The 21582-nt window shown below is 36.0% G+C and carries 21 protein-coding genes; 11 read left to right on the top strand and 10 right to left on the bottom strand.

Annotated features, from left to right (window positions below; genetic code table 11):
• Positions 1-140: 140 nt before the first annotated feature.
• Both LC457_RS14825 and LC457_RS14820 read right to left on the bottom strand, forming a co-directional pair.
• The gene (locus LC457_RS14825; protein WP_223600557.1) at positions 141-779 is read right to left on the bottom strand and encodes a response regulator transcription factor; all 639 of its coding nucleotides are present in this window, start codon (positions 777-779) and stop codon (positions 141-143) included.
• Positions 769-2742, bottom strand: coding sequence for an ATP-binding protein (locus LC457_RS14820; protein WP_223600556.1), 1974 nt, complete (start codon positions 2740-2742; stop codon positions 769-771). The genes LC457_RS14825 and LC457_RS14820 overlap by 11 nt, the downstream gene beginning before the upstream one ends.
• Before the next feature lie 200 nt (positions 2743-2942).
• Here LC457_RS14820 and LC457_RS14815 point away from each other — a divergent pair, with 200 nt between their 5' ends.
• Positions 2943-3359 (top strand): hypothetical protein, encoded by a 417-nt coding sequence (locus LC457_RS14815; protein WP_223600555.1) that lies wholly within the window; start codon positions 2943-2945, stop codon positions 3357-3359.
• A gap of 77 nt (positions 3360-3436) precedes the next feature.
• Here LC457_RS14815 and tyrS read toward each other — a convergent pair whose 3' ends face one another.
• Positions 3437-4732, bottom strand: coding sequence for a tyrosine--tRNA ligase (tyrS, locus tag LC457_RS14810; protein WP_223600554.1), 1296 nt, complete (start codon positions 4730-4732; stop codon positions 3437-3439).
• Positions 4733-4919: 187 nt separating this feature from the next.
• On the opposite strand from tyrS, the gene LC457_RS14805 reads away from it, so the two are divergent.
• Complete coding sequence (locus LC457_RS14805; RefSeq protein ID WP_047377164.1) at positions 4920-5480, top strand: RNA polymerase sigma factor; 561 nt, start codon at positions 4920-4922, stop codon at positions 5478-5480.
• Positions 5481-5641: 161 nt separating this feature from the next.
• Here the strand turns inward: LC457_RS14805 and LC457_RS14800 are convergent, their stop codons facing one another.
• On the bottom strand, positions 5642-6274 hold the full coding sequence (locus LC457_RS14800; RefSeq protein ID WP_223600553.1) for a hypothetical protein: 633 nt from the start codon (positions 6272-6274) through the stop codon (positions 5642-5644).
• Between the two features lie 116 nt (positions 6275-6390).
• On the opposite strand from LC457_RS14800, the gene lipA reads away from it, so the two are divergent.
• Positions 6391-7257 (top strand): lipoyl synthase, encoded by an 867-nt coding sequence (gene lipA / locus LC457_RS14795; protein WP_034692098.1) that lies wholly within the window; start codon positions 6391-6393, stop codon positions 7255-7257.
• Positions 7258-7470: 213 nt separating this feature from the next.
• Here the strand turns inward: lipA and LC457_RS14790 are convergent, their stop codons facing one another.
• Entirely contained in the window at positions 7471-8370 is a 900-nt protein-coding gene (locus LC457_RS14790; RefSeq protein WP_223600552.1) for an AraC family transcriptional regulator, read from the bottom strand.
• Positions 8371-8552: 182 nt separating this feature from the next.
• Between LC457_RS14790 and LC457_RS14785 the strand changes: the two genes are divergently transcribed.
• The gene (locus LC457_RS14785; RefSeq protein ID WP_223600551.1) at positions 8553-9749 is read left to right on the top strand and encodes an MFS transporter; all 1197 of its coding nucleotides are present in this window, start codon (positions 8553-8555) and stop codon (positions 9747-9749) included.
• A gap of 77 nt (positions 9750-9826) precedes the next feature.
• Here the strand turns inward: LC457_RS14785 and LC457_RS14780 are convergent, their stop codons facing one another.
• Entirely contained in the window at positions 9827-10207 is a 381-nt protein-coding gene (locus tag LC457_RS14780; RefSeq protein ID WP_223600550.1) for an STAS/SEC14 domain-containing protein, read from the bottom strand.
• Positions 10208-10322: 115 nt separating this feature from the next.
• Here LC457_RS14780 and LC457_RS14775 point away from each other — a divergent pair, with 115 nt between their 5' ends.
• Positions 10323-11528, top strand: a complete 1206-nt coding sequence (locus tag LC457_RS14775; protein WP_223600549.1) for an FAD-binding oxidoreductase — start codon at positions 10323-10325, stop codon at positions 11526-11528.
• 363 nt (positions 11529-11891) lie between these two features.
• Here LC457_RS14775 and LC457_RS14770 read toward each other — a convergent pair whose 3' ends face one another.
• From LC457_RS14770 to LC457_RS14760, 3 genes are all read right to left on the bottom strand, one after another.
• A complete protein-coding gene (locus LC457_RS14770; RefSeq protein ID WP_223600548.1) occupies positions 11892-13082 on the bottom strand; it encodes a VWA domain-containing protein in 1191 nt (396 codons plus the stop codon).
• A 198-nt stretch (positions 13083-13280) separates the two neighbouring features.
• Entirely contained in the window at positions 13281-13961 is a 681-nt protein-coding gene (locus LC457_RS14765) for an SIMPL domain-containing protein (RefSeq protein ID WP_223600547.1), read from the bottom strand.
• 112 nt (positions 13962-14073) lie between these two features.
• Positions 14074-14991, bottom strand: a complete 918-nt coding sequence (locus tag LC457_RS14760) for an SIMPL domain-containing protein (RefSeq protein ID WP_223600546.1) — start codon at positions 14989-14991, stop codon at positions 14074-14076.
• 134 nt (positions 14992-15125) lie between these two features.
• Here LC457_RS14760 and LC457_RS14755 point away from each other — a divergent pair, with 134 nt between their 5' ends.
• From LC457_RS14755 to LC457_RS14735, 5 genes are all read left to right on the top strand, one after another.
• On the top strand, positions 15126-16919 hold the full coding sequence (locus LC457_RS14755; protein WP_223600545.1) for a histidine kinase: 1794 nt from the start codon (positions 15126-15128) through the stop codon (positions 16917-16919).
• 105 nt (positions 16920-17024) lie between these two features.
• On the top strand, positions 17025-17717 hold the full coding sequence (locus LC457_RS14750; protein ID WP_223600544.1) for a DUF4386 domain-containing protein: 693 nt from the start codon (positions 17025-17027) through the stop codon (positions 17715-17717).
• A gap of 12 nt (positions 17718-17729) precedes the next feature.
• Positions 17730-18146, top strand: a complete 417-nt coding sequence (locus LC457_RS14745; RefSeq protein ID WP_223600543.1) for a DUF6326 family protein — start codon at positions 17730-17732, stop codon at positions 18144-18146.
• A gap of 97 nt (positions 18147-18243) precedes the next feature.
• The gene (locus LC457_RS14740; protein ID WP_213278401.1) at positions 18244-18978 is read left to right on the top strand and encodes a LytTR family DNA-binding domain-containing protein; all 735 of its coding nucleotides are present in this window, start codon (positions 18244-18246) and stop codon (positions 18976-18978) included.
• Between the two features lie 72 nt (positions 18979-19050).
• Entirely contained in the window at positions 19051-19593 is a 543-nt protein-coding gene (locus LC457_RS14735) for a lipocalin family protein (protein ID WP_223600542.1), read from the top strand.
• Positions 19594-19663: 70 nt separating this feature from the next.
• On the opposite strand, the gene LC457_RS14730 is transcribed toward LC457_RS14735, so the two are convergent.
• Positions 19664-20137 (bottom strand): hypothetical protein, encoded by a 474-nt coding sequence (locus LC457_RS14730; protein ID WP_223600541.1) that lies wholly within the window; start codon positions 20135-20137, stop codon positions 19664-19666.
• A 115-nt stretch (positions 20138-20252) separates the two neighbouring features.
• Here LC457_RS14730 and LC457_RS14725 point away from each other — a divergent pair, with 115 nt between their 5' ends.
• Positions 20253-21503 (top strand): CinA family nicotinamide mononucleotide deamidase-related protein, encoded by a 1251-nt coding sequence (locus tag LC457_RS14725; RefSeq protein ID WP_223600540.1) that lies wholly within the window; start codon positions 20253-20255, stop codon positions 21501-21503.
• The last annotated feature ends 79 nt before the right edge of the window (positions 21504-21582 follow it).

The raw sequence follows: 21582 nt of genomic DNA, 5'->3' as shown, positions 1-21582 counted from the left end.
ACTACGGAAATCGAATGATGTCTTTGTAAAACCTTAACAACACAATCTGTTTTAAATGCTAAACTATACTTTGATTTGCCCATAAAAAATGCCCCTAAAAAGTGTCTAACTTTTTGGGGGCACTCTAAAGAGTGGTTTTTTTATTTTTCAATCAATTGTTGCTGTACTGCGAGATTAATCAATTCTGTTGAATTCTTTGCATGGAATTTCTGAAGCAGATTCTTGCGATGGGTGTCTACAGTAAGTGGGCTTAGGAACAGTTCTTCGGCAATCACATTACTTGTTTTTCCCTGCGCTACCATCTGCAGGATCTGTTTTTCCCTTTTGGTAAGCCGTGGCATTGGAAGATCGTGCTGAGAAGGACGGCTGATGATCTGTTTTGTCTCATTACAGAAAACAATATCTCCGGAAAGAGCCCCTTTGATGCATATTACAAGTTCATCAATAGAAGTATTCTTGAGAAGATAACCACTCGCACCGTTTTGTATAGACTGCATGATGATGCTTCGCTCAGAGCGGTTACTGAACATAATTACTGAGGTATTCGGAGAAATTTTCTTTATTTCTTTGCAGAGTTCCGTTCCATTGGCATCGGGCAGAGTAATGTCAAGGAGGATGATATCCACCATTTCGGATTGAATAAAACTGATTGTTTCTGCACCGGAAGTAAAACTTCCCGCTATATTAAAAAAAGGCTGGCTGTTCAGCATCATTTTAAGACCTTCAATGACAATAGGGTGGTCGTCTACGATGATGATATTTATTTTCTCATTCTCCATGGATGTTGAGTTCTATATTAATCGCTGTTCCTTGATTATCAGAATGTATTTCCATTGTTCCTTTCAGGTAATTAACCCTGTTTTTCAGGTTGCGAAGTCCCATACTTTTGGTGGTATTTTCTGTATTTTTATCAAAACCTTTTCCGTTGTCTTCAATCGTGATCATAAAATTTTCGCCAGATTGTGAGCATTGAAGCAAGATGCTGCTGGCTTCTGCATGTTTTATGGCATTGGCCAATAACTCCTGGACAATTCTGTAAATATTAAGCTGAATATTTAAAGGTAATGTTTTACTAATACCAATCGCTTGAAAATCAATGTCGAGGTTTTTCCTGATGTAAAATTCGCACAAATCATGTAAAGCAGTTTCCAAACCAAAATTAAGCAATGATTCAGGCATAAGATTTCTGGCCACATGCCGGAGTTCACTCACAGAGTTGTCCAGCTGGCCTAAGATTTTATAAAATTCCTGATCCTTTTCAGGATGGAGATGATTGGACGACCATGTAGAAAAATTGATTTTAACTCCCGCCAGCATTCCACCCAAACCATCATGAAGGTCTCTTGCAATACGCTCTCTTTCTCTTTCTTCACCATCAAGAATGGCTTTGGTAAGTGATAATTCTTCCTTTTGTTTGATATCTTCTATCTTCTGCTCGCTTATTTTTTTATTTTTTCTGAAAATGATGAAAAGAAAGCCCAGGAGGCTTAGGGCCAGCAATAAAACAAGACCCATTCCCCATAAGTAAGAGTTTTTCTTATTTACCTCCAGATTTTTTTGATTTTTTTCAGCATTTAAAGTCGCTATTTTTCTTTCCTTTTCAGCCGCATTGAACTTAGATTCAAGTTTGTTGATTTCCAGCTTCACATTTTCTGTATTCAGACTATCGTTGAGTTTAGAATATTTCTGCTCCCATAAGAGTGCCTCTTTGGTATTTCCTGTTTCTTCATTAAGTAAAGAAAGCTGCTTATAAAAAGTTTTTCTGTTGTTAAGATCAATGGCCAAGGACTTTTCTGCTAAAACATCTTCTAAAGTAGCCTTGGCTTCGTTATACCTTTTAAGTTTCTTTAAAATATCATACTTATTGAAATAAAACATCTGAGCCAGAAGATTCTGATTGAATTTTTTTGCATAAAAAATCCCTTTTTCTATCACCGGGAGTGCTTCTGCATTTTTTTGGCGGGTAATATACAAAAGGGTTTTACTGTAATAATAGAATGCATTGGAGGAAGATTCCGGATAGAGGCTGATGAGTTTTTCTGCTTTATATAAAAACTTTTCAGCTTTATCTCCATTAGCCTGATAGCAGAAATTGTTGGCAGAGTTGAGGTAAGTGAAAAATAATTCGGCAGACTCCGGATATTGTTTTTCAAGAATTTTCAATGCTTTGTTATTATAATCTTCTGCCTTTTTAAACTGTGCATTATAAGTAAGAATCACTGCAAGCTGTGTATATAAGAAACCTAAATTTCCACTGTTTTCATATTTTTCAACCAGGGGAATACTTTTTTCAAGCATGATTTTGACTAAAGGAATATATCCCTCTTTATCTTTTTGGGTAACTCCATAGCTATACCAGGCCAGTGCCTGAAAAAAATCGGATTCTTCATTTTTAAATTTAGATAAAGATTTGATAGCCTGTTGATAAGAAATACCCGCTTTCCTTTTGTTTCTGTCCAGGTTGTATTGTCCCTCGTAATAATAATATTTTGCTGAAAAGAAAGGATTGTTTCGGGCCTGTATCTTCCCATTTTCAAGGTATTTTTTACTCAAAACAGAATCACTGTTTCTATAATAATTAGATAAAAGAAAAAAAGCCGTTGCTTTTGAAGTATCCGGAAGATTTCCCTTTGTAATGCTTTGTAAGCTGTCTATATAAGATTTCTCATTAAGCGGGATGATTTGCTGGGATTGCAATTTAAAAAATAAGAATAGGCTTAGTAGGGCAAGTAATCTCTTCATTATAAATCAAATCTGAAAAATATTTTTTTAAACGCTCAATTTAATTAAAAATTTTAGCATAAAAAATACCTGAATTTAGGTAGAAAAAATTACTGATTTTTCAGGATTGATAGACATAAGTGATGCTCATAGCTTTGCAGACATCAAATCATTAATCATAGAATATTCAATATAGTAACTAAAATTTAAACAAAAAGATTATGAAAAAAATGAGAATGAATCAACTGTTAAGAGGAGCATTCGTTGCAGTAATAGCAGTAATGCTTATTGGATTTACAGCATCATGCAGTAAAGATGATGATGACAATGTGAATGGAGCAGGAAAAAGTCATAAAGTAGTTTTTAAGGCAATCGCTTCATCAGGCAGTAATATTGATGTAGCGGTGTACGGAATTGACGGTAACCCCACTACAGCATCAAGTCTTAGCGGATCAACGTGGAGCAGCCCTGAGGTGACATCAGAATCGGGAGCATACAGTGCCAATGTTGCAGTAAATGCTATCGGACCGGATGCTTCTGCTACTTTGAAGGTTCAGATCTGGGTAGACGGAGAGCTTAAGAAAGAAGGAACTTCCAGCGGACAGTATTTATCAGCTTCTACAAGCTATACATTTTAATATCAAATTTTTAGGACATAAAACAGGCGCCGAGATTCATCTCAGCGCCTGTTTTTATATTTACTATGCTATTAAGATTAATTTACCTTAACAATAAAGTAGCTTTTCTTACCTTTTTGCAGCAATAAGAATTTACCGTCAATAAGATCAGTTTCATTAGCTGTAAAAGTATCATTTACTTTTTGCTTATTGACAGAGATTGCATTTCCTTTAATTTCTCTTTGGGCTTCACTCTTAGATTTTAAGAATCCTGATTTTTCAGAAAGAAGATCTACAATATTCACTCCTAAAACATCAGACTTTGCAATTTCTTTCTGAGGAACTCCGTCAAAAACTTCAAGGAACATTTCTTCATCAAGGCTTACCAGATCTTCAGCAGTAGAACGTCCGAAAAGAATTTCAGAAGCTTTCAGTGCCTTTTCATATTCTTCTCTTCCATGCACCCAAACTGTTACCTCTTCGGCAAGTTTCTTTTGCAGCTTTCTTTCGTGTGCCGCTGTTTTATGCTCTTCGATCAAAGCTTCAATTTCGTCTTTTCCAAGGAAAGTGTAGAACTTGATGAATCTTTCAGCATCATCATCAGTAGCATTCAGCCAGAACTGATAGAATTTATAAGGAGATGTTTTCTTTTTATCCAGCCAATAGTTTTCTCCGCTTTCAGATTTTCCGAATTTGGAACCATCCGCTTTTGTAATTAAAGGTACCGTTAATGCAAAGGCCTCACCTTGAGCTTTTCTACGGATCAGTTCCGTTCCTGTAGTGATATTCCCCCACTGGTCAGAACCTCCCATTTGTAGTTTTACATTGTTATTTTGGTAAAGGTGAAGGAAATCATATCCCTGAATTAGCTGATAGGTGAATTCTGTAAAACTCATTCCGTCAACACCTGCGTCTCCGGATAGTCTTTTCTTTACAGAATCTTTAGCCATCATATAGTTGACTGTGATATTCTTTCCGACATTCTTAGCAAAATCAAGGAAAGAAATGTTCTTCATCCAGTCATAGTTGTTCACCAATTCAGCCTTATTGGGCTCGTTTCCATTAAAATTTAAGAATTTTGAAAGCTGATTTTTTAAACAGTCAACATAGTGTAAAAGAGTTTCCTCATCCAGAAGATTTCTCTCAGCTGATTTCCCGGAAGGGTCACCGATCATTCCTGTAGCTCCTCCTACCAAAGCAATTGGTTTGTGGCCATGCTGCTGGAAGTGAGCTAAAATTTTTATCTGGATAAGACTTCCGATATGTAAAGAATCGGCAGTAGGATCAAAACCAATATATGCAGTAGTTACCTCTTTATTCAATTGTTCATCGGTTCCAGGCATCATATCGGCAAACAGACCACGCCATTTCAGTTCTTCTATAAAGGAATTCATTGATTGTTAACTTTAAAATTTTAAGAAGCAAAGATAGTAAATTCAGAAGGAAGAGAAAAAGGAGAAATCGCAAATAAGTAAATTCATAAAAACCTAAAATACTTTGATGATAACTTTGCCGACATTGAGCAGATTTGATGTTTTTCCCTTTTGCAATTGTGCCCCAAATAAGCTATATTTGTTATTAATGAATGACGAACAGCTATTCTTGCTCATACAGAAGGCCAAAGATAAAGATCAGAAGGCCCAGACTAAACTCATCAATGTTTTTTGGGTGGATGTTTTCTCTTTTGTAATGAAAAAGGTGAGGGATGAAAACGATGCCGATGAAATCACCGTAAATGTTTTTTCAAAAGTATTGTCGAAACTGGATATGTTTGATCCTCATTTTCAGTTTAAAACCTGGATATTGACCATTGCACAGAATACTGTTATTGATTTCTGGAGAAAAAAGAACCGTGAAAACGAAGATGCCGTTGAAAATCTTGATGAAGTCAAAAATCAATATGCCAAATCTCCGGAAGAACTTCTGATTTCTGAAGAAGAACAGAAGAAAATCATCAAAACCATAGAATCTCTGGATGCCAACTATCAGGATATTATCAAGCTGAGGTTTTTTGAGGAAAAAAGCATCAAAGAAATTGCCGAAGAACTGGGTATTTCCGTTGCCAATACCAAAGTACGGGTAATGCGTGCTAAAAAAGTCTTAGCCGAACTGCTGAAGAATAATGAATTTGATGATCATTAAACCTATAAATCAATACAGGATATTCAATAGAAACGGGCTTTCAAATGTCATTCTGAATGAAATGCAATGTAGTGAAGAATCTCATAAACTTATTCATTAATAAGATTCTTCCTTCGTCAGAATGACAAGATTCAAAATTGGCTTTAGCCAAAACTTATTACCTAGAAATAAACTTCTTCTTTTGTCTTCGGAAGAATAATTTTTCTTTGCTTTTCCTGATTTCTGTTTTGAAGATTAATCTTTATACCTTTATGAATATAGATTTCCTTTGAAGATTTGCCATATTCAGCTGTATTTTCTACCTCGTTTGTATAGTTAAGCTGCCCTGTTGATAGGTTGAAATCTACATCTTTCCAATAATCTCCGGGTCTTCCATATGTGGAGGAAGTTCCTATGAGTTCAAAATGTCCGTTTTGAAATCTGTATTTGTCTGTAACATCCCATTTCCAGCTGCTTCCGCCCATTTGAGAAATGATGAGAATTCCTTTCTCAATTTTAGTTTCTCCGTAAGGATCGCCCATCATACCACCTCCACCACTTTCAAGAATGGCATTTCTTGATTTTTCAAGAAGAGTCCATTTTCCGCCTGCATTTTTCAGAATTTGAATCTCACGGATTTTTCCCAGTTCACCATCATCTTTTGTGGTGTAAATGAGTACTTTTTCAGCAATTTTATCACCATCAAGATCTCCGTCTACCGTTTCCAGAAGGGTAGAACCCGCTGGCTGAAATTGTTTTTGGGCAAGACAGAATGCTCCGCATACCGCGAACAAAAGGAAGAATGTTTTTTTCATAAGAATATTTTGAACAGATAAATATACAAATGAAATTTTGAATGATAAGTTTCATCAATATCTCCGGTTGATGGTTTCCATTAAAAATTCCTTAACTTTGAACTTCAATTTTAGAAATGGAAAATTCAGTTCAAGACACTACCGTTCAAAAACCAAAATGGATCCGCGTAAAACTTCCTACCGGAAAGAATTACAGAGAGCTGAGAACTTTGGTTGATAAATATAAATTAAATACAATCTGCCAGAGCGGAAGCTGCCCGAACATGGGAGAATGTTGGGGTGAAGGTACAGCAACTTTCATGATTTTAGGAAATATCTGTACTAGAAGCTGTGGATTCTGTGGCGTAAAAACAGGAAAACCCCTTGATGTAAATTGGGATGAACCTGAAAAAGTAGCAAGATCAATCAAATTAATGAAGATCAAACATGCCGTTCTTACTTCTGTAGACCGTGATGATCTGAAAGATATGGGATCTATTCTTTGGGGCGAAACAGTGAATGCTGTAAGAAGAATCTCTCCGGGAACCACTATGGAAACTCTGATTCCGGATTTCCAGGGGCTTACAAAGCATCTTGACAGATTAGTAGATGTAGCTCCGGAAGTGATTTCTCATAATATGGAAACGGTAAAACGTCTTACCAGAGAAGTGAGAATCCAGGCAAAATATGAAAGAAGCCTTGAAGTATTAAGATACCTGAAAGAAGCCGGACAAAGAAGAACCAAAACTGGGGTAATGCTTGGATTAGGTGAAACTAAAGATGAGGTTTTCCAAACGATTGAAGATATCAGAAACGCTAATGTGGATGTTATCACTCTTGGACAATATCTGCAGCCGACTAAAAAACATCTTCCTGTAAAAAAATTCATCACTCCTGAAGAATTTGATGAGTTTGGGGATTTTGCAAGAAGCTTAGGTTTCAGACACGTTGAAAGTTCCCCTCTTGTAAGAAGTTCTTACCACGCAGAAAAACATATTCATTAAAATATAAACCGTTCAGCAATGAGCGGTTTTTGTTTAGGGTAGGTTGCAGATGTTAGGAGGTAGGTAGTAGATGTTAGGCTACAGGGATTAGGTAGTTGAAAAAACTCCATTTACAATAACGGCTGCCATAATTGCCCTCCTCCGGAGGGGTGGCAAAAATTCAAAGAATTTTTGACGGGGTGGTCTAGAAGTTTACATTACATCATGTACGTCCTACTTATTACAAGCCGTTTCCTTTGTAATCACTCCAATCCGGCCATTGATTTCAATCGGTTTAAAATGTTTCTTTTTAAATTCGGAAGGCGTCTCTCCCGTATGTTGTTTGAATAGCTTATTAAAGTAAGAAAGACTTTCAAATCCTACCTGAAAACAAACTTCGGTCACAGAATAATCCTTCAGTAGAAATATTTTAGCCTGATTGATTCTGTAATTATTAACAAAATCTGTAAAGGTCATATTGGTCTGCTTTTTAAAATAACGGCAGAAAGCAGGAGTGCTCAGACTTACAATTTTGGCAATTTCATTGACATTGGGTTTCTTGTCATAATTTTCGTGGATATAGTCGTAGATGGTTCCCATTCTGATTTTATCATTCAAAAACCACTTGATTCTGGTATCTTCCTTGTTAAGTTCCTTTACTTCCTTTGAATCAGCGAGAATCTGCAGAATTTCAATTAATCCTACCAGGGATTCAAAGGAGTTTTTATCTTTAATGATCTGTAGTTTTTCAACCACTGTATTTTTTGTTTCTCCGGAAAATGACAGTCCAAGATATGACCGTTCTAAAAGAATTTTGATGTTCTCAAATTCAGGAACAGGAAGAATAATATCCTGAAGGAAGCTTTCCCGCATCTGCAGCACAAGCTGTTGACACTCTGTTTGAATACCATAATCAAAATTAAGATGAGGAACATTAGATCCAATCAATAAAAGATCACTGTCTGTAAAGGCAGAAATATCTTTCCCTACATGCCGGATTCCGTTCACCGCTTCTACATAGACCAGTTCAATTTCCGGATGATAATGCCAGAAAAAACAGTTTTTCAGGGAAGGGGCAAATAGTTTGAATGATTTCCCTTTTTCAAATTCAATAATTTCTTTCTGGATTTTCATCTTGTTCTCATTTGATTGTTTCTGAATATAAAATTAAATAAAAAGGTTAATATGGAGCAAATTTTTATCATTCAAAGAGGAGTGAAATTCAAACTTTCTTGCGATTTTTGCACTTTCAAAATGAAGAAATTCAGGTATTTTTAATTTGAGATAAATTAATTCAGAAAAAAGATTTAGATATAATGAAGATTGATAAAAGAATAATACCACTGGCTATCGGTGGTTTGGGAATAGGAACTACGGAGTTTACCGTAATGGGACTGTTACCGGATATTGCAAAAACATTACAGATTACAATCCCGCAGGCAGGACATTTAATTTCTGCGTATGCTATGGGAGTAGTTATCGGAGCTCCGATTCTGATCGGGTACTCGGTGAAGTTCCCTCCTAAAAAAGTTTTGATAGCTTTTATGATCCTTTTTACCCTATTTAATGGTCTTTCTGCAATTGCTCCCGGATATAACAGTATGTTGGTTATCCGTTTTCTGTCCGGACTTCCTCACGGAGCATTCTTCGGTGTAGGAACAGTAGTTGCCTCAAGAATGGCAGGAAAAGGGAAAGAAGCATTTTATATATCGATGATGTTTACAGGGCTCACGGTCGCCAACCTGGCCATGGTTCCTCTGGTTACATACATCGGGCATACATTCCACTGGAGACTGTACTTTGCTATTGTAGCGGCTATTGGTCTTTTTGCCATATTATTTTTGAAACTGTGGCTTCCCGCCATGGAATCCAACCAAAATACACACTTCATGGAAGAGTTGAAATTCCTTAAGAATAAACAATCGTGGATGGTACTTGCCATTACAGCAATTGGATTTGGAGGTCTTTTTACATGGCTAAGTTATATTACCCCTTTGATGACTGTTGTTGCCGGAATCAAAAGTAGCCAAATGGCTTATGTGATGATTCTTGCAGGAGCTGGAATGGTAGTTGGAAATCTTGTAGGTGGGATTGTTTCAGATAAATTAGGACCTGAAAAAACATGTGCCCTTCTGATCTTTTTAATGATGCTGTCTCTTGGAGGTGTTTTCTTCCTTGCAGAACATAAGAATATTGCTTTGGTATTGACGTTTATGTGTGGCGCTTTATCGATGTCTATTGCATCACCTATCAATATTATGATGATGAAAGCTGCTCCAAAAAGCGAAATGATGGCCGCTGCTTTTATGCAGGCTGGTTTTAATATAGCTAATGCAATGGGAGCTTTCTTTGGAGGAATTCCTCTGGAATACGGGTATTCATTCAACTATCCATCGCTGGTGGGAGTGGGAATGACTTTTATAGGATTGGTTATAAGTGTAAGGTATATGTATCTGTACGGTTCAAAGATTGAAGAAGAAGTTGCCGCAGAATGTGTATCATGTGATAAGTAATAAGATAATTCTTATTATTGAAATAAAAAAAGAGCCTGTTTCTGATTGAAACAGGCTCTTCTGTATAAAAATAAGTTTTATGCCTCTACTTCATCTCCATTTTTACACCAATAGAGGGCATTGTATAAATTTTCTTTGGGGAAAGATTTAAACTCTCCCGGCATCAGAACACTGAAAATGCTGGTAAAATTACGTATACCTTCTTTGTCAGTAACAATGGCTGACCGATTCCAGTTGGTAAGATTTTTCAATCCTAACAACAGATCCTCAAGCCATGCTCCCATGGTAAAATTATCCAGATCGGTATCCAAATACAATAAGTAATTCAGCTCACCGAATTGCTCTACCTTCTCTTTTACGCGCGGAATTACCAGTCTTTCAAAATCCTCTTTCGTTACTTCTCCCGTTGCATTGAATGCTGCAACATTTTCCGGGGCTTCTGGAATAATTGTTATCATAATAAATATTTTATGGTGGTTTGAGTTTTAAATAATAACAATAATTGCACCATAATTTGATGAAAAATTGTTAAAAAAGGTATAAATATTGTTACTTTCAGTGTAAAATATTAATATGGATCTTAAATCAAATGAACCTTTTTGGCTTTTAAAAAACGGACTGTTAGCTTCTTATCCTTCTTTAAAATCGAATGAAAAATGTGATGTTCTCATTGTGGGAGGTGGCATTACCGGAAGTCTGATTGCTCATCAAATGATAGAAGATGGATATAATACCATTCTTATTGATAAAAGAGAACTTTGTAATGGAAGCACTTCTGCTACCACTTCAATGCTGCAGTACGAAATAGATGTTCCTCTTTATGAGCTGATAGAAAAAATAGGCAAAAAAGGAGCTGTTTTAAGTTATAAAGCCTGTAGTGATGCCATTGATACACTGGAGAAACTTTCAAAAATGGTTAAATCAAATGCCGGATTTAAAAAAAAGAAATCCTTGTATTTTGCTTCAAAAAAGAAAGATGCAGAATGGCTGAAGAAAGAATATCAAGCAAGAAAAGAAAACGGATTTGAAGTGCAGTGGCTGGAAGAGGAACAGATTCTGAAGAAATTTGAATTTGAGAACACATACGGCGGAATATTATCCAGGCAGGGAGCCAGTATTGATGCTTTTCAGTTTGCCCATGAACTTTTTATGTACAATATAAAAAAAGGACTGAAGATCTTTGATAAGACAGAAATGGTAGCAGTGGAGGAGCATAAAGGTTTTAATCTGGTTACTGTAGACAGTGGATATCAGATCAAAGCAAAAAAGATCATTTACTGCATTGGTTATGAAAGTAAAAACTTGCTGAAAGAAAATTTTGTGAATCTGAAAAGTACTTATGCCGTTGTTTCTGAAATAGATAAAGACAAGTTTAAAAATATCAGCAGTACGTTGGTCTGGAATACCGATGATCCTTATCTCTACATGCGGACTACCGATGACGGAAGAATGCTTATAGGAGGAGGAGATGAAGACTTTTATGATGCTGGAAAACGGGATGCTCTGCTCAATAAAAAAGAAAAAGAAATCCTTAAAAATCTGAAGAAAATAAAACCTGATTATCATTTTTACCCTGATTTTGTGTGGGCAGGAACTTTTGGTGAGACTAAAGATGGTCTGCCTTACATCGGAGAACATAAAAAAATGAGAAACTCCTACTTTGTATTAGGTTTTGGAGGAAACGGAATTACTTTTTCAGTAACAGGAATGGAGATGACTTCTCTATTTATGAAGAACAAAAAACATCCGCTATCAAGGTATTTTAAATTCGGGAGATAATCCTGTTTTTTTAACCGCAAAAGTCACAAAAGTTTTTAAACACTTAAGTTATTTAAGAGATTACTCAATGTTTAAGAAGTACACTTAAGTTTTTGAAAACCTTCGATTTTTAATCTATACATGCAAACTGCTTAGGTTCCTACAGAATGACAAAGTACCTGAATAAACCGCTATTCCAATTGTGTCATTCCGTAGGAATCCTGCTTAAATTATTTTAAAAAATGTAGTAAAAAGATACTTTGATAAATAGTTCAAATAGAGAGGGCTCAATTCTCCTCCTTTGGTGGGGTGGCAAAAATTCAAAAGAATTTTTGACGGGGTGGTTAGAAAAAACAGGCAGTCAAAAAAAGACTGCCTGTTCAACTACAAACTATACCCATTCTTTTTAGCCAGTTCAACAATAGAACTCTCAATTGCTTTTCCCAGATCATCAGAATCATCAGTACCCCGCTTCTTCATTTCTCCGTCAATATAGGTCTGGCGCTTTTTGGAAAGCTCTTCAATTTCTTTCTGAATTTTATCGCGTGCGGCAGACTTTGCCGTGATCGTTTTTTGAATTTCTTCCTTGCTTTTTCCTTTCAGCTCGGCAGGAAGTTCACTTTCTTTTACATTGGCAATAAATCCGGCATCCTTTTCAGCTTTATCTACCAGATCCCAATGGTCATTTTTGTAGGCATTCTTTTTAGATTTGGCAACGGCCCTTTCCACTAAGTTGGATGCTGACTGGGATTCAGCGTTTTTATCCTGTGTGATCTGCTTTAGTCTGTATTCCGAACCGTGGTTTCCATAGTAGATATAAGTGTCATTCAGCTTTGCATTGCATTCGGAAATTTTGCTGTCGTAGGGCGTTTCAATATAGATTACTTTTCTGTCACTGTCGATATTAAAATATTTTCCACCTCCCAAAGACGCTCCGTTTTGCCAGAACGTCTGGATTCCTTCTTCACGACTTCCACAGAAAATAGTGTTGGTATAAATATTTTTATCCTTTGCTTTTGAAACAACATCCTTATAATTTATTTTTCCCTGATTGAAAGCTTCATTTCCTGCAATATAAATCAGTTTCATACTTTTATCATTGCTGTCCCAGTTCAGGTTGGCAGAAGCATCACGAATAACAGCACCGCAATATTCACTGCCACCATTGGTTCTCAAAGCGAATAGCTTTTCGGAAATAAGATCAAGATCCTGAGTGAGAGGAGCAACCTGGCGGATGTAATTTTCATCACGAATTCCGTCATTTCCATATTCATACAGGGCAATTTCAATCTGGGGAGCTTTTCCGTTATACTTGAGAGTGGTCAACGTATTCACAATATTCCACAGCCTGGATTTTGCCTGCTCAATCAGCCCGTCCATACTATTGGAGGTATCCAGTAAAAGAGCGACCTGAATTTTATTGTCCTTTATGGTTGAGTTCGCCGGAATCAATGTTACTTTTTGTGCCGGTAAATGGCTTTCAACATTACTTTTTGTAGAGTGGTTTTTCGGAATATTACCGGAGCTTAAAAAAGCTGTTCCCGCTGCAAGTGCTAAGATTTTTAGAGTTGTCATATTGTTATTTTTTATAAGTTGTTTATTGTAATTGGCTAACGTTTCATCGTTTATTATTTTTAATTCTGAAGTAAAATTATTCCTATTTAAGGCTGGAAATTTGGAAACTTGGTGAAGTGGCCTTTTGACTTGGTGAGTTTTCTGGGGGTAGAAAATAAAAAACAGCTCCCAAAGGAACTGTCTTTTACATCTGTTATTTTAAAGGATTTCGTATCTTGTTTTGATGCTGTATTTCAGTTTGATATTTTCAATATTATCGAAAGAATAATCTACCGGAGCATCAGCCATTTCCAACTGGATATTGCTTGCTTTTCCTCTGTAAGCAACTGGCATAATTGTATCACTGGTGTAATCTTCTATCTCTACAATTTCAAGAGCATTTCCGGTCTTTTTGCCCATACTTTCCAATAAATAATCTGCTTTTTCTTTAGCCGCTTTTAAAGCGTTGATCTTAACTGCTTTTCTGAAATCTGCAATTTTGGTATTCTTTACCTCCGCGATGTTCAGGCTGCTTACCCATTTTTGGTTCAGGTCTTCAAAAATTTTACTCAGACTTGATTTTGTACTGGCTTTAAACTGATAACTTTTAGTAAACTTGGCTGTTTTAGAATAGATATTCTGGTACATTGATTTGAACTTAATGTCTTCGTTTTTTACTCCTGCATTTTTTAAGGTTTCAAATAACTTCTTCTCATTATCTGCCAGATCGTTTTTGTTATCTGCTTTTATTCCGATGCTGAAGATGATTTCATCCGGTTCTACTTCCATTTCCGCAACACCAGTTACTTCAATTGCATTTTTCTTTACTTCTTGTGTCTGAGCATTTACAAAGCTTCCAAGAGTTAAAATTCCGATTAATAAAAAATGTTTCAATTTCATAATTTCCTGTTTTTAAATTTTTAATTACTGATGTAAAATTACGCCGATTAGAAGCCCGAAACCGGGAGACTTGGTGAAACTGAGCTTTCACTTGGTGAGTTCCGGAAAATGATTACTTTCCTTTATTCTTTTTCAGATCATATTTTACGTTGAGATTCATAATATATTGTATACCCACTTCCGGATCAGCATTATTGATTACTTTATCAAAGCCGGTATAATCTGTCCCATCATAATAAAAGGTTTTAGATTTTCTTTCTTCCTTTTTGACGTATCTGCTATCATATCCATACGTAACATTGGCACTTTCAAAAGCCGTATAATTCTGATATTGGCTTTTGGGGAAAACATAAGTGAAACCTGAAGAAGCGGTAGGATTTCCAATAATTTCTTTTTTAAACAGTTTAAAATAATTTTCCTTTTTTTTGTCGAAAACCGAATAAGCCTCTTTGAGAAGTTCTTCCTGGATTTTATCAATATCACTGCTGATATAATCTACTTTAATAACATCATAGATCTGGAAGTCTGAAGCTTCAGAGATCAGTTTTTCGATCATTGAGTGTTTGTTTACCGTAATAATGATGTTTTTCTTGGTTTCAAATCCATCCATTTTCTGGACAGCAGTCTGTGAATCTTTATTAATGTTGTAGTCATAGATTTTGGTCTGAGAGATAAAGTCCACAAAAATATCATTGTCTTTGATGCCCATTGGGGATATTCTTTTCATAAAACCGCTGATTCTCCTGTTGATATTTTCAATGGCAATTTTTGGAGTGGCTGCTTCTTCATTCAAACCCAGTGTAAGTTTATATTGATCTGCCGTTTTGTTCATCAATACTTTTACGGTGATAATTAAGGTTGAATCGGTAGCAAAATAGGTATTGGTGTTGATGAATTCAGGTAAATTTCTGAGAGTGGAATAGTCGTTGTTATTTCTGTCTCTGTAGACCTGGTTTCCTCCGACCTGTGCTTTTGAAAGACTTAAAAAAGATACCGTAATGAGTAAAAAAGTAAGAGTTAATTTTTTCATGATTTTTTAATTTGAATTATTATGCTCCAAACTTAGCCTTACGCCCATATTATCAAAGACTAAACTTGGTGAAAGGGGATTTTGGCTTGGTGAATAGTTTTTGAATACACTATATATATGTATATCTTTGTTTTATGAAAATGCTTACACTTCTTTCAATCTTTTTACTGATGTTTTGGGGAAACACAATGTCTTCCCAAACCACTAATACTACCGCTGCTGCGGTGGAAGATGTACAGGTGGAAACAAAGAAGCTGAAAAAAGCAATGGATACAAAAAATGAACCTGCCCAGGCAGATTCTTATTATAATATTGGTGAAACTTTCTTTAACAGCGGGAACTTTCCGAAGAGTGAAGAATATTATACCAAAGCCAAAAATCTGTATGAAAAACTTAATGACAAGCCAAATATTGAAAAAGCAACCCGCAGATTGGCCCAGTCACAGGAAAAGCAGAATAAAATAACCCCTGCCATCAGCAACTATAGCAGAGTGGCACAAATGGGGTACAGTGAAAAAAGTAAAGCCGTCAATTCTAACGATGTTACAAGGCTTTCTTCGCCTACGCCAGAGCTTAGGGCAGAAGCTATCCAGAGTAATATTAACTTAAGTAAAAAAGAAAACGAGCAGGGTGATCTTGCAGAAAGCTACAGTCAGCTGGCTGATGTAAATCTTAAACAGAAAGATGTTTCCAGTGCCGAAGAAAATCTGAATACAGCCTATAAAATTTCTAAAAAAGAAGCCCCGCAGCAAGCGTTGGCTATTAATCAGAAACTGGCAGATCTTTACGTTGAAAACAAAAACTTTGAGAAAGCTATTGAAGCTAAAAAGAAGGTGCTGAAAGAAGATTTTGTAAAAGAAAATTCGCAGGAAAAAGTCAATCAGATTCAGGAACTGGCGGATATTTATATTAAAAAAAATGATCCGAAAGAAGCAGTAGACCTGTTAAAAAATGCCTACGGAATTGCTTTGGACAAAGGTCATACGCTGGAAGCTCAGAGAAGTGTAAAAAAACTGGACAGTCTTTATGCAATCTCAGGAAATATAGATGCTTCCGTTCAGTTGTACAGAGATTTTCTAGGGAAACTTCCCAATCTTGTTTCCAAGGACAGAAGTCTGGTAGACAATAAAATCCTGGAAGATACTGAACAGAGAATTTCACAGCTGGAAAAAGAAAGAGAATTAAAAGATGAGCTTATACGCAAGAAAAATGTATTCAACTATAGTTTGATCGGAGCTTTGGTTCTGCTTACCGGATTGATTGTTTTTATTTTCAGAACATTGAAAAAGGTTCAGATAAAGAATAAAAAAATTGCACTTCAGTCTTTGCGCAGAGAGATGAATCCGCATTTTATCTTTAACAGCCTGAATAGTGTTAACCACTTTATTGCGACCAATAATGAGCTGGAAGCCAATCAGTATCTTACAAAGTTCTCCAAACTGATGCGTGGCGTGATGGAAAATTCTACTGAAGATTTTATTCCTTTCCAGCAGGAGCTTGATCTTCTCCAAAATTATCTTGCCCTTGAAAAAACGCGTTTTGCTGATAAATTTGATTACGAAATCGATGTAGATGAAAGTCTGAATATGCAAAATCTGCAGATCCCGGGAATGCTCATACAGCCGTTTCTGGAAAATGCAATTTGGCACGGACTCCGCTACAGAACAGAAAAAGGTTTTTTAAAACTAAACTTTGAGAAAAGTGAATCATACATTAAAATCCGTATTGAAGACAACGGAATAGGCATTGAAGAAAGCAAAAAACAGAAAACCCAGCATCAAAAAACAAGAGAAGGTAGAGGAATGAAAAATACGCTGGAAAGAATTCAGCTTCTGAATGATCTATACAAAAAAGATATTAGCTGCTCTGTAAAAGATAAGGCAAGTAATAACGGAGTTCTTGTCACTATAAAAATAAAAATGCCATAAACCCCTGAAAATAGTCTTTTACCTATTGTCTTTTACTCCCCGTTAAAAAATTCTGTAACCATTTTGGTTAAGTTATTGTCTTAACAGATAAAAACATAACCCAAAATGAATACAACAACTAAAACAGCCAAACTCGCGGGATTTTTTTATCTCATTGTTATCGTAACCGGATTTTTCAGTTTAATGTATGTTCCGTCAAAGCTGATCATTTGGGAAAATCCAGCATTGACTTTTCAACATATTTCTTCTGCAGTACAGTTATTCAGATTAAGTATAGTAAGCAGCATTATTTGTTATATTGCTTTTACTTTACTCCCATTGGTTCTGTATAAATTATTGAAAGATGTGGATGATCATTATGCAAAACTGATGGTTATTCTTGCTCTTATCAGTATCCCTATTTCTTTTATCAATCTTCAAAACAAATTTTCTATTCTTACGATTATTGAAGGAACGGATTATTTAAAAGTGTTTGATGTAAAGCAGTTGCAGAGCCAAATAATGTTCCTGCTGAGCAATTATAACAAAGGACTTTTAATTGCACAGGTTTTCTGGGGATTATGGCTTTTTCCTTTTGGATATCTGGTGTATAAGTCCGGATTCTTGCCCAAAGTTTTGGGCATCTTCTTAATGTTGGGGTGTTTTGGATATCTGATCAACGTTTTTGGAAGAACTGCAGTTCCTCATTTTTCAGACTACCTGATATCAGCTTATATTACATTACCGGCAACAATAGGAGAAATAGGTATCTGTTTTTGGCTGCTGTTGGTTGGAATACGAAATAAAAAAGTTAATTAAAAAATCATAACCATGAACAATTCTACAAAATTTGAAGATGTACAGATCAATGTGAAAATCATATTGGCAGGTCTTTGGGCTTCAGTTACTCTGTGCTATCTGTACGGTGATTATTTTGAGCTTTATACTCCGGGGAAAGCCCGTGGTTTGGTGGAAGGAACCAATTTATTAGATTCTCCGCCGAAATTATTTCTTGCCTCCGTTGTTCTGGCAATTCCAGCAGTGATGGTATTTCTTTCCCTGATACTAAAACCGGCATTGAACAGGATGCTTAACCTCATCTTTGGTATATTTTTTACTTTTATCATGCTGTTTATTGGTTTTATTTCTTTTTCGGATTGGTATTTGTTTTATGTTTTCCTTGCCATGGTAGAGTGCATAATTACAATATTAATCATAAAGTATGCATGGTACTGGAAGAAAGTATAATCTTTATTCACCATGGGCTGGGTCAGATTGTATGATTGATTAAAAATTCTTAATTTGCATCTGCAACCCATTGGCTGCCACCTAATATCTGACCTCAATGAAAATAAAAGCCGTAATTGTAGACGATGAACTCATCGCAAGAGAAGTTTTACGAAGCTATCTTACCAAATACTGTCCACAGGTGGAAATTCTCGGCGAGGCTGAAAATATTAAAGAAGCAGTGCCACTGATTGCTGAAAAGCAGCCCCAGCTGGTATTTCTGGATGTAGAAATGCCCTTCGGAAATGCCTTTGACGTATTGGAAGCTACCAAAGCGTTTTCTTATGAAACCATTTTCATTACTGCGTTTTCACAATATTCATTACAGGCTTTAAACAAATCGGCAAGTTATTATATTTTAAAACCTATTGATATTCAGGAGCTGATTCTTGCAGTTAATAAAGTGGTGGAAAGCCTTGAAAAAAAAGAAGAGCTCAACCGGAATAAGATCCTGCTTGAAAACCTGAAATTAAAGCCTGAAAAACAGCAGCTGATTCTTCCAACCCTGCAGGGATTTGATGTCGTAAAGACTGAAGATATTGTGAGACTCCAGGCTGATGGAAATTTTACGCAGGTTTACCTTACAGATGGTTCAAAAAAGATGGTATGCCGCTTTTTAAAACATTTCGATGATCTGCTGGAAAGTCCTTTTGTGAGAGTTCACCGTTCCCATATCATCAATACAGGATTTGTGAAATCTTACCATAAAAGTGGAACCGTAATGTTGTCTGATGATACGGAAATTGAAGTTTCAGGAAGTTTTAAAGATAATTTCCTGAAAGTCTTTTCATAGAATTTATGGGTCCTTAACAGGCCAAAGGCATTATTTTTGACGTTTTATGATAACCACCAAAATATTTCTGTCATGAAAACCATTCATAAAATTATACTTCCCGTTTCATTGGGAGCTTTAGGGCTTATCGTTTTCAATTCATATTCTGTAAGAATTCCCAGAGGTGCTTCTGCGGTAAAGAATTTTGATCTTAAAAAATATCTTGGCAGATGGTATGAGATCGCCCGTTTTGATTACAGGTTCGAGAAAAATATGGATAATGTCACTGCAGAATATACAGAGAATCCGGATGGAACAGTTCAGGTCAGAAATAAAGGATTCGACTACATTAAAAAAATATGGAATGAATCGATCGGGGAAGCAAAATTTGTAAAAGACCCGAAAGAAGCCCGTCTGAAAGTTTCATTTTTTAAACCAATATGGTCTGGTTATAACGTTATAGATATTGATGAGGACTATGAATATGCTCTGGTGGCAGGAAGCAGTTTAAAATATTTATGGATTCTTTCCCGTACCACTACTATTCCTGAAAGCATCCGCCAGCGTTTCCTTCAGAAAGCAAGAAAAATCGGTTATAATACCGATGAATTGATTTGGATAAAACATAATCAATAGATAAGGTAAAAGGGTAAATTTGCGAAAAACTAATGATTTTCAGTGGTTTGCAAATTTACCCTTTCGCTTTTTAGTTTTTAATATACTCTTTCCATTCCTCAAAACGGTGATCAATAACCTGTTTCATCAGATCATAGTTTTCGTAGGTATCTTCAATGTGATAGAAGGTTTCGTATTCATAATCACTTTCCTCAGCTTTTGCATCGAAAATATTAACGTAATCATCAGCAAACGAGCTGTATCTGTTTCCGAAATCGGTATCATCCGCATAATAATCCTTTGCAAAAAGATTTCCAAGCTCGTTCAGGTCATATTCAGAAAATTTCCCGTCACAGGAATCCATAATGAATTCTGCACCAGTGATTTCTCTGCGTTTTAATTTTTCAATTTCTTCTTCACCATCTTCTTTCAGTTCATCAGAAATCAGATCATTCTGAATGCACCAGTTCAGGAACATTCCTGTATGCGTTGCTCCGTTTTTCTGAGGAAGTCCCTCAGGAAAATCACCACCATAATGCCATGAAGCATCATCATATTTAGACATAATTTGTATTGTAGTTTTAAATAAATTTCGTCAAAAATAGAAAAAATCAATTTATATTGCTGCAGCCACAGAATTTTCCGTCATTTGCATAGAATTTTTTTCAACAAAAAAACATATGGAAAAAGCTGTTCTGATTACCATTGGTGATGAAATCCTTTCCGGAAACACGGTAGATACCAATTCTAATTTTATTGCTGCTGAACTTAAAAACATAGGAATAAAAGTTACTCAGATTCTTACAATCTCAGACGAAATTGAAACCATTAAAGAAGCATTGAATGTTGCTTTTGAAACAGGTGACTTAGTCATTACAACGGGAGGACTTGGGCCAACCAGGGATGACAAAACCAAAAAGGCACTTGCAGAGTATTTCAATGATGAAATTGCTTTGGATGAGGTGACATTTAATCACCTTAAAGGGTATATGGAGAGAAGAGGAAGGGCAGACATTCTCGAAAGAAACAGAGAGCAGGCTTTTGTCCCAACCAAATCCATTGTTTTTCAGAATCATTACGGAACGGCTCCGTGCATGATGATGGAGCTGAATTGTAAACTGTCTTACAGCCTTCCGGGTGTTCCTTACGAGGTAAAACCGCTTATCAAAGATCAGATTATTCCTTATTTACAGGAAAGATTCAGTCTTCATTATATCCATACCAGGATTGTTTCCGTTGTGGGAATTCCTGAAAGTATTCTTGCAGACAAAATTGAAGACTGGGAACTGGCGCTTCCGGAAAATATTGCGCTGTCTTATCTTCCGGTAGGAACCCGTGTAAAGCTTCGTCTGACGGCTTCCGGTGATAATGAAGAACAGCTGAAACAGATCACTGAGGAAGAAATTCAGAAATTACTTCCTTTAGTAGAAGGTCATGTAATTGCTGTATCTGAGGATAAAATCGAGAATATTCTGGCAGAAATGCTTACCGAAAGAAATCTCACCATTTCCACGGCAGAAAGCTGTACCGGAGGTGAACTGGCAAAAATGATCACTTCAGTCTCCGGCAGTTCAAAATATTTCCATGGCGGAATAGTACCTTATGCCACTGAAAAGAAGATTAAAATTTTAAATGTTTCTAAAGAGACCGTAGATCAGTTTACGGTGGTAAGTGAAGAAGTAGCTCAGGAAATGGCAAAAGGCTGTCAGGAGTTATTTGAAACCCATATCTCTCTTTCTACAACCGGTGTGGCCGGCCCTGGAAAAGGAGAAGATGGGAAAGATATCGGTACGGTGTATTATACAATAAGGATTAATAACAAAGCAGAAACATTTAAATTATACATGCCGCATCTGGAAAGAGTAGATTTTATGAATTTCGTTTCACAAAAGGTGATTCAGGATCTTGTAAGTCTCCTTATAAACAGTTAGATACATTTCTGTTTTTTTAATTTTTTTTTAATTAATTTTTATACAGTTTTTCACACTTTTTGAGAGCCATTCAATAAAT

The organism is Chryseobacterium sp. GVT01B (assembly GCF_019970045.1).
Classification (GTDB): Bacteria; Bacteroidota; Bacteroidia; order Flavobacteriales; family Weeksellaceae; genus Chryseobacterium.
The sequence above is the reverse complement of the archived record's forward strand: the minus strand, read 5'-3'. Positions and strand labels throughout refer to the sequence as shown.

What these genes read in the sequence shown, in the direction of transcription:
- LC457_RS14825 (WP_223600557.1), bottom strand. Translation starts at nt 779, where the DNA reads ATGGAGAATGAGAAAATAAATATCATCATCGTAGACGACCACCCTATT.
- LC457_RS14820 (WP_223600556.1), bottom strand. Translation starts at nt 2,742, where the DNA reads ATGAAGAGATTACTTGCCCTACTAAGCCTATTCTTATTTTTTAAATTG.
- LC457_RS14815 (WP_223600555.1), top strand. Translation starts at nt 2,943, where the DNA reads ATGAAAAAAATGAGAATGAATCAACTGTTAAGAGGAGCATTCGTTGCA.
- tyrS (WP_223600554.1), bottom strand. Translation starts at nt 4,732, where the DNA reads ATGAATTCCTTTATAGAAGAACTGAAATGGCGTGGTCTGTTTGCCGAT.
- LC457_RS14805 (WP_047377164.1), top strand. Translation starts at nt 4,920, where the DNA reads ATGAATGACGAACAGCTATTCTTGCTCATACAGAAGGCCAAAGATAAA.
- LC457_RS14800 (WP_223600553.1), bottom strand. Translation starts at nt 6,274, where the DNA reads ATGAAAAAAACATTCTTCCTTTTGTTCGCGGTATGCGGAGCATTCTGT.
- lipA (WP_034692098.1), top strand. Translation starts at nt 6,391, where the DNA reads ATGGAAAATTCAGTTCAAGACACTACCGTTCAAAAACCAAAATGGATC.
- LC457_RS14790 (WP_223600552.1), bottom strand. Translation starts at nt 8,370, where the DNA reads ATGAAAATCCAGAAAGAAATTATTGAATTTGAAAAAGGGAAATCATTC.
- LC457_RS14785 (WP_223600551.1), top strand. Translation starts at nt 8,553, where the DNA reads ATGAAGATTGATAAAAGAATAATACCACTGGCTATCGGTGGTTTGGGA.
- LC457_RS14780 (WP_223600550.1), bottom strand. Translation starts at nt 10,207, where the DNA reads ATGATAACAATTATTCCAGAAGCCCCGGAAAATGTTGCAGCATTCAAT.
- LC457_RS14775 (WP_223600549.1), top strand. Translation starts at nt 10,323, where the DNA reads ATGGATCTTAAATCAAATGAACCTTTTTGGCTTTTAAAAAACGGACTG.
- LC457_RS14770 (WP_223600548.1), bottom strand. Translation starts at nt 13,082, where the DNA reads ATGACAACTCTAAAAATCTTAGCACTTGCAGCGGGAACAGCTTTTTTA.
- LC457_RS14765 (WP_223600547.1), bottom strand. Translation starts at nt 13,961, where the DNA reads ATGAAATTGAAACATTTTTTATTAATCGGAATTTTAACTCTTGGAAGC.
- LC457_RS14760 (WP_223600546.1), bottom strand. Translation starts at nt 14,991, where the DNA reads ATGAAAAAATTAACTCTTACTTTTTTACTCATTACGGTATCTTTTTTA.
- LC457_RS14755 (WP_223600545.1), top strand. Translation starts at nt 15,126, where the DNA reads ATGAAAATGCTTACACTTCTTTCAATCTTTTTACTGATGTTTTGGGGA.
- LC457_RS14750 (WP_223600544.1), top strand. Translation starts at nt 17,025, where the DNA reads ATGAATACAACAACTAAAACAGCCAAACTCGCGGGATTTTTTTATCTC.
- LC457_RS14745 (WP_223600543.1), top strand. Translation starts at nt 17,730, where the DNA reads ATGAACAATTCTACAAAATTTGAAGATGTACAGATCAATGTGAAAATC.
- LC457_RS14740 (WP_213278401.1), top strand. Translation starts at nt 18,244, where the DNA reads ATGAAAATAAAAGCCGTAATTGTAGACGATGAACTCATCGCAAGAGAA.
- LC457_RS14735 (WP_223600542.1), top strand. Translation starts at nt 19,051, where the DNA reads ATGAAAACCATTCATAAAATTATACTTCCCGTTTCATTGGGAGCTTTA.
- LC457_RS14730 (WP_223600541.1), bottom strand. Translation starts at nt 20,137, where the DNA reads ATGTCTAAATATGATGATGCTTCATGGCATTATGGTGGTGATTTTCCT.
- LC457_RS14725 (WP_223600540.1), top strand. Translation starts at nt 20,253, where the DNA reads ATGGAAAAAGCTGTTCTGATTACCATTGGTGATGAAATCCTTTCCGGA.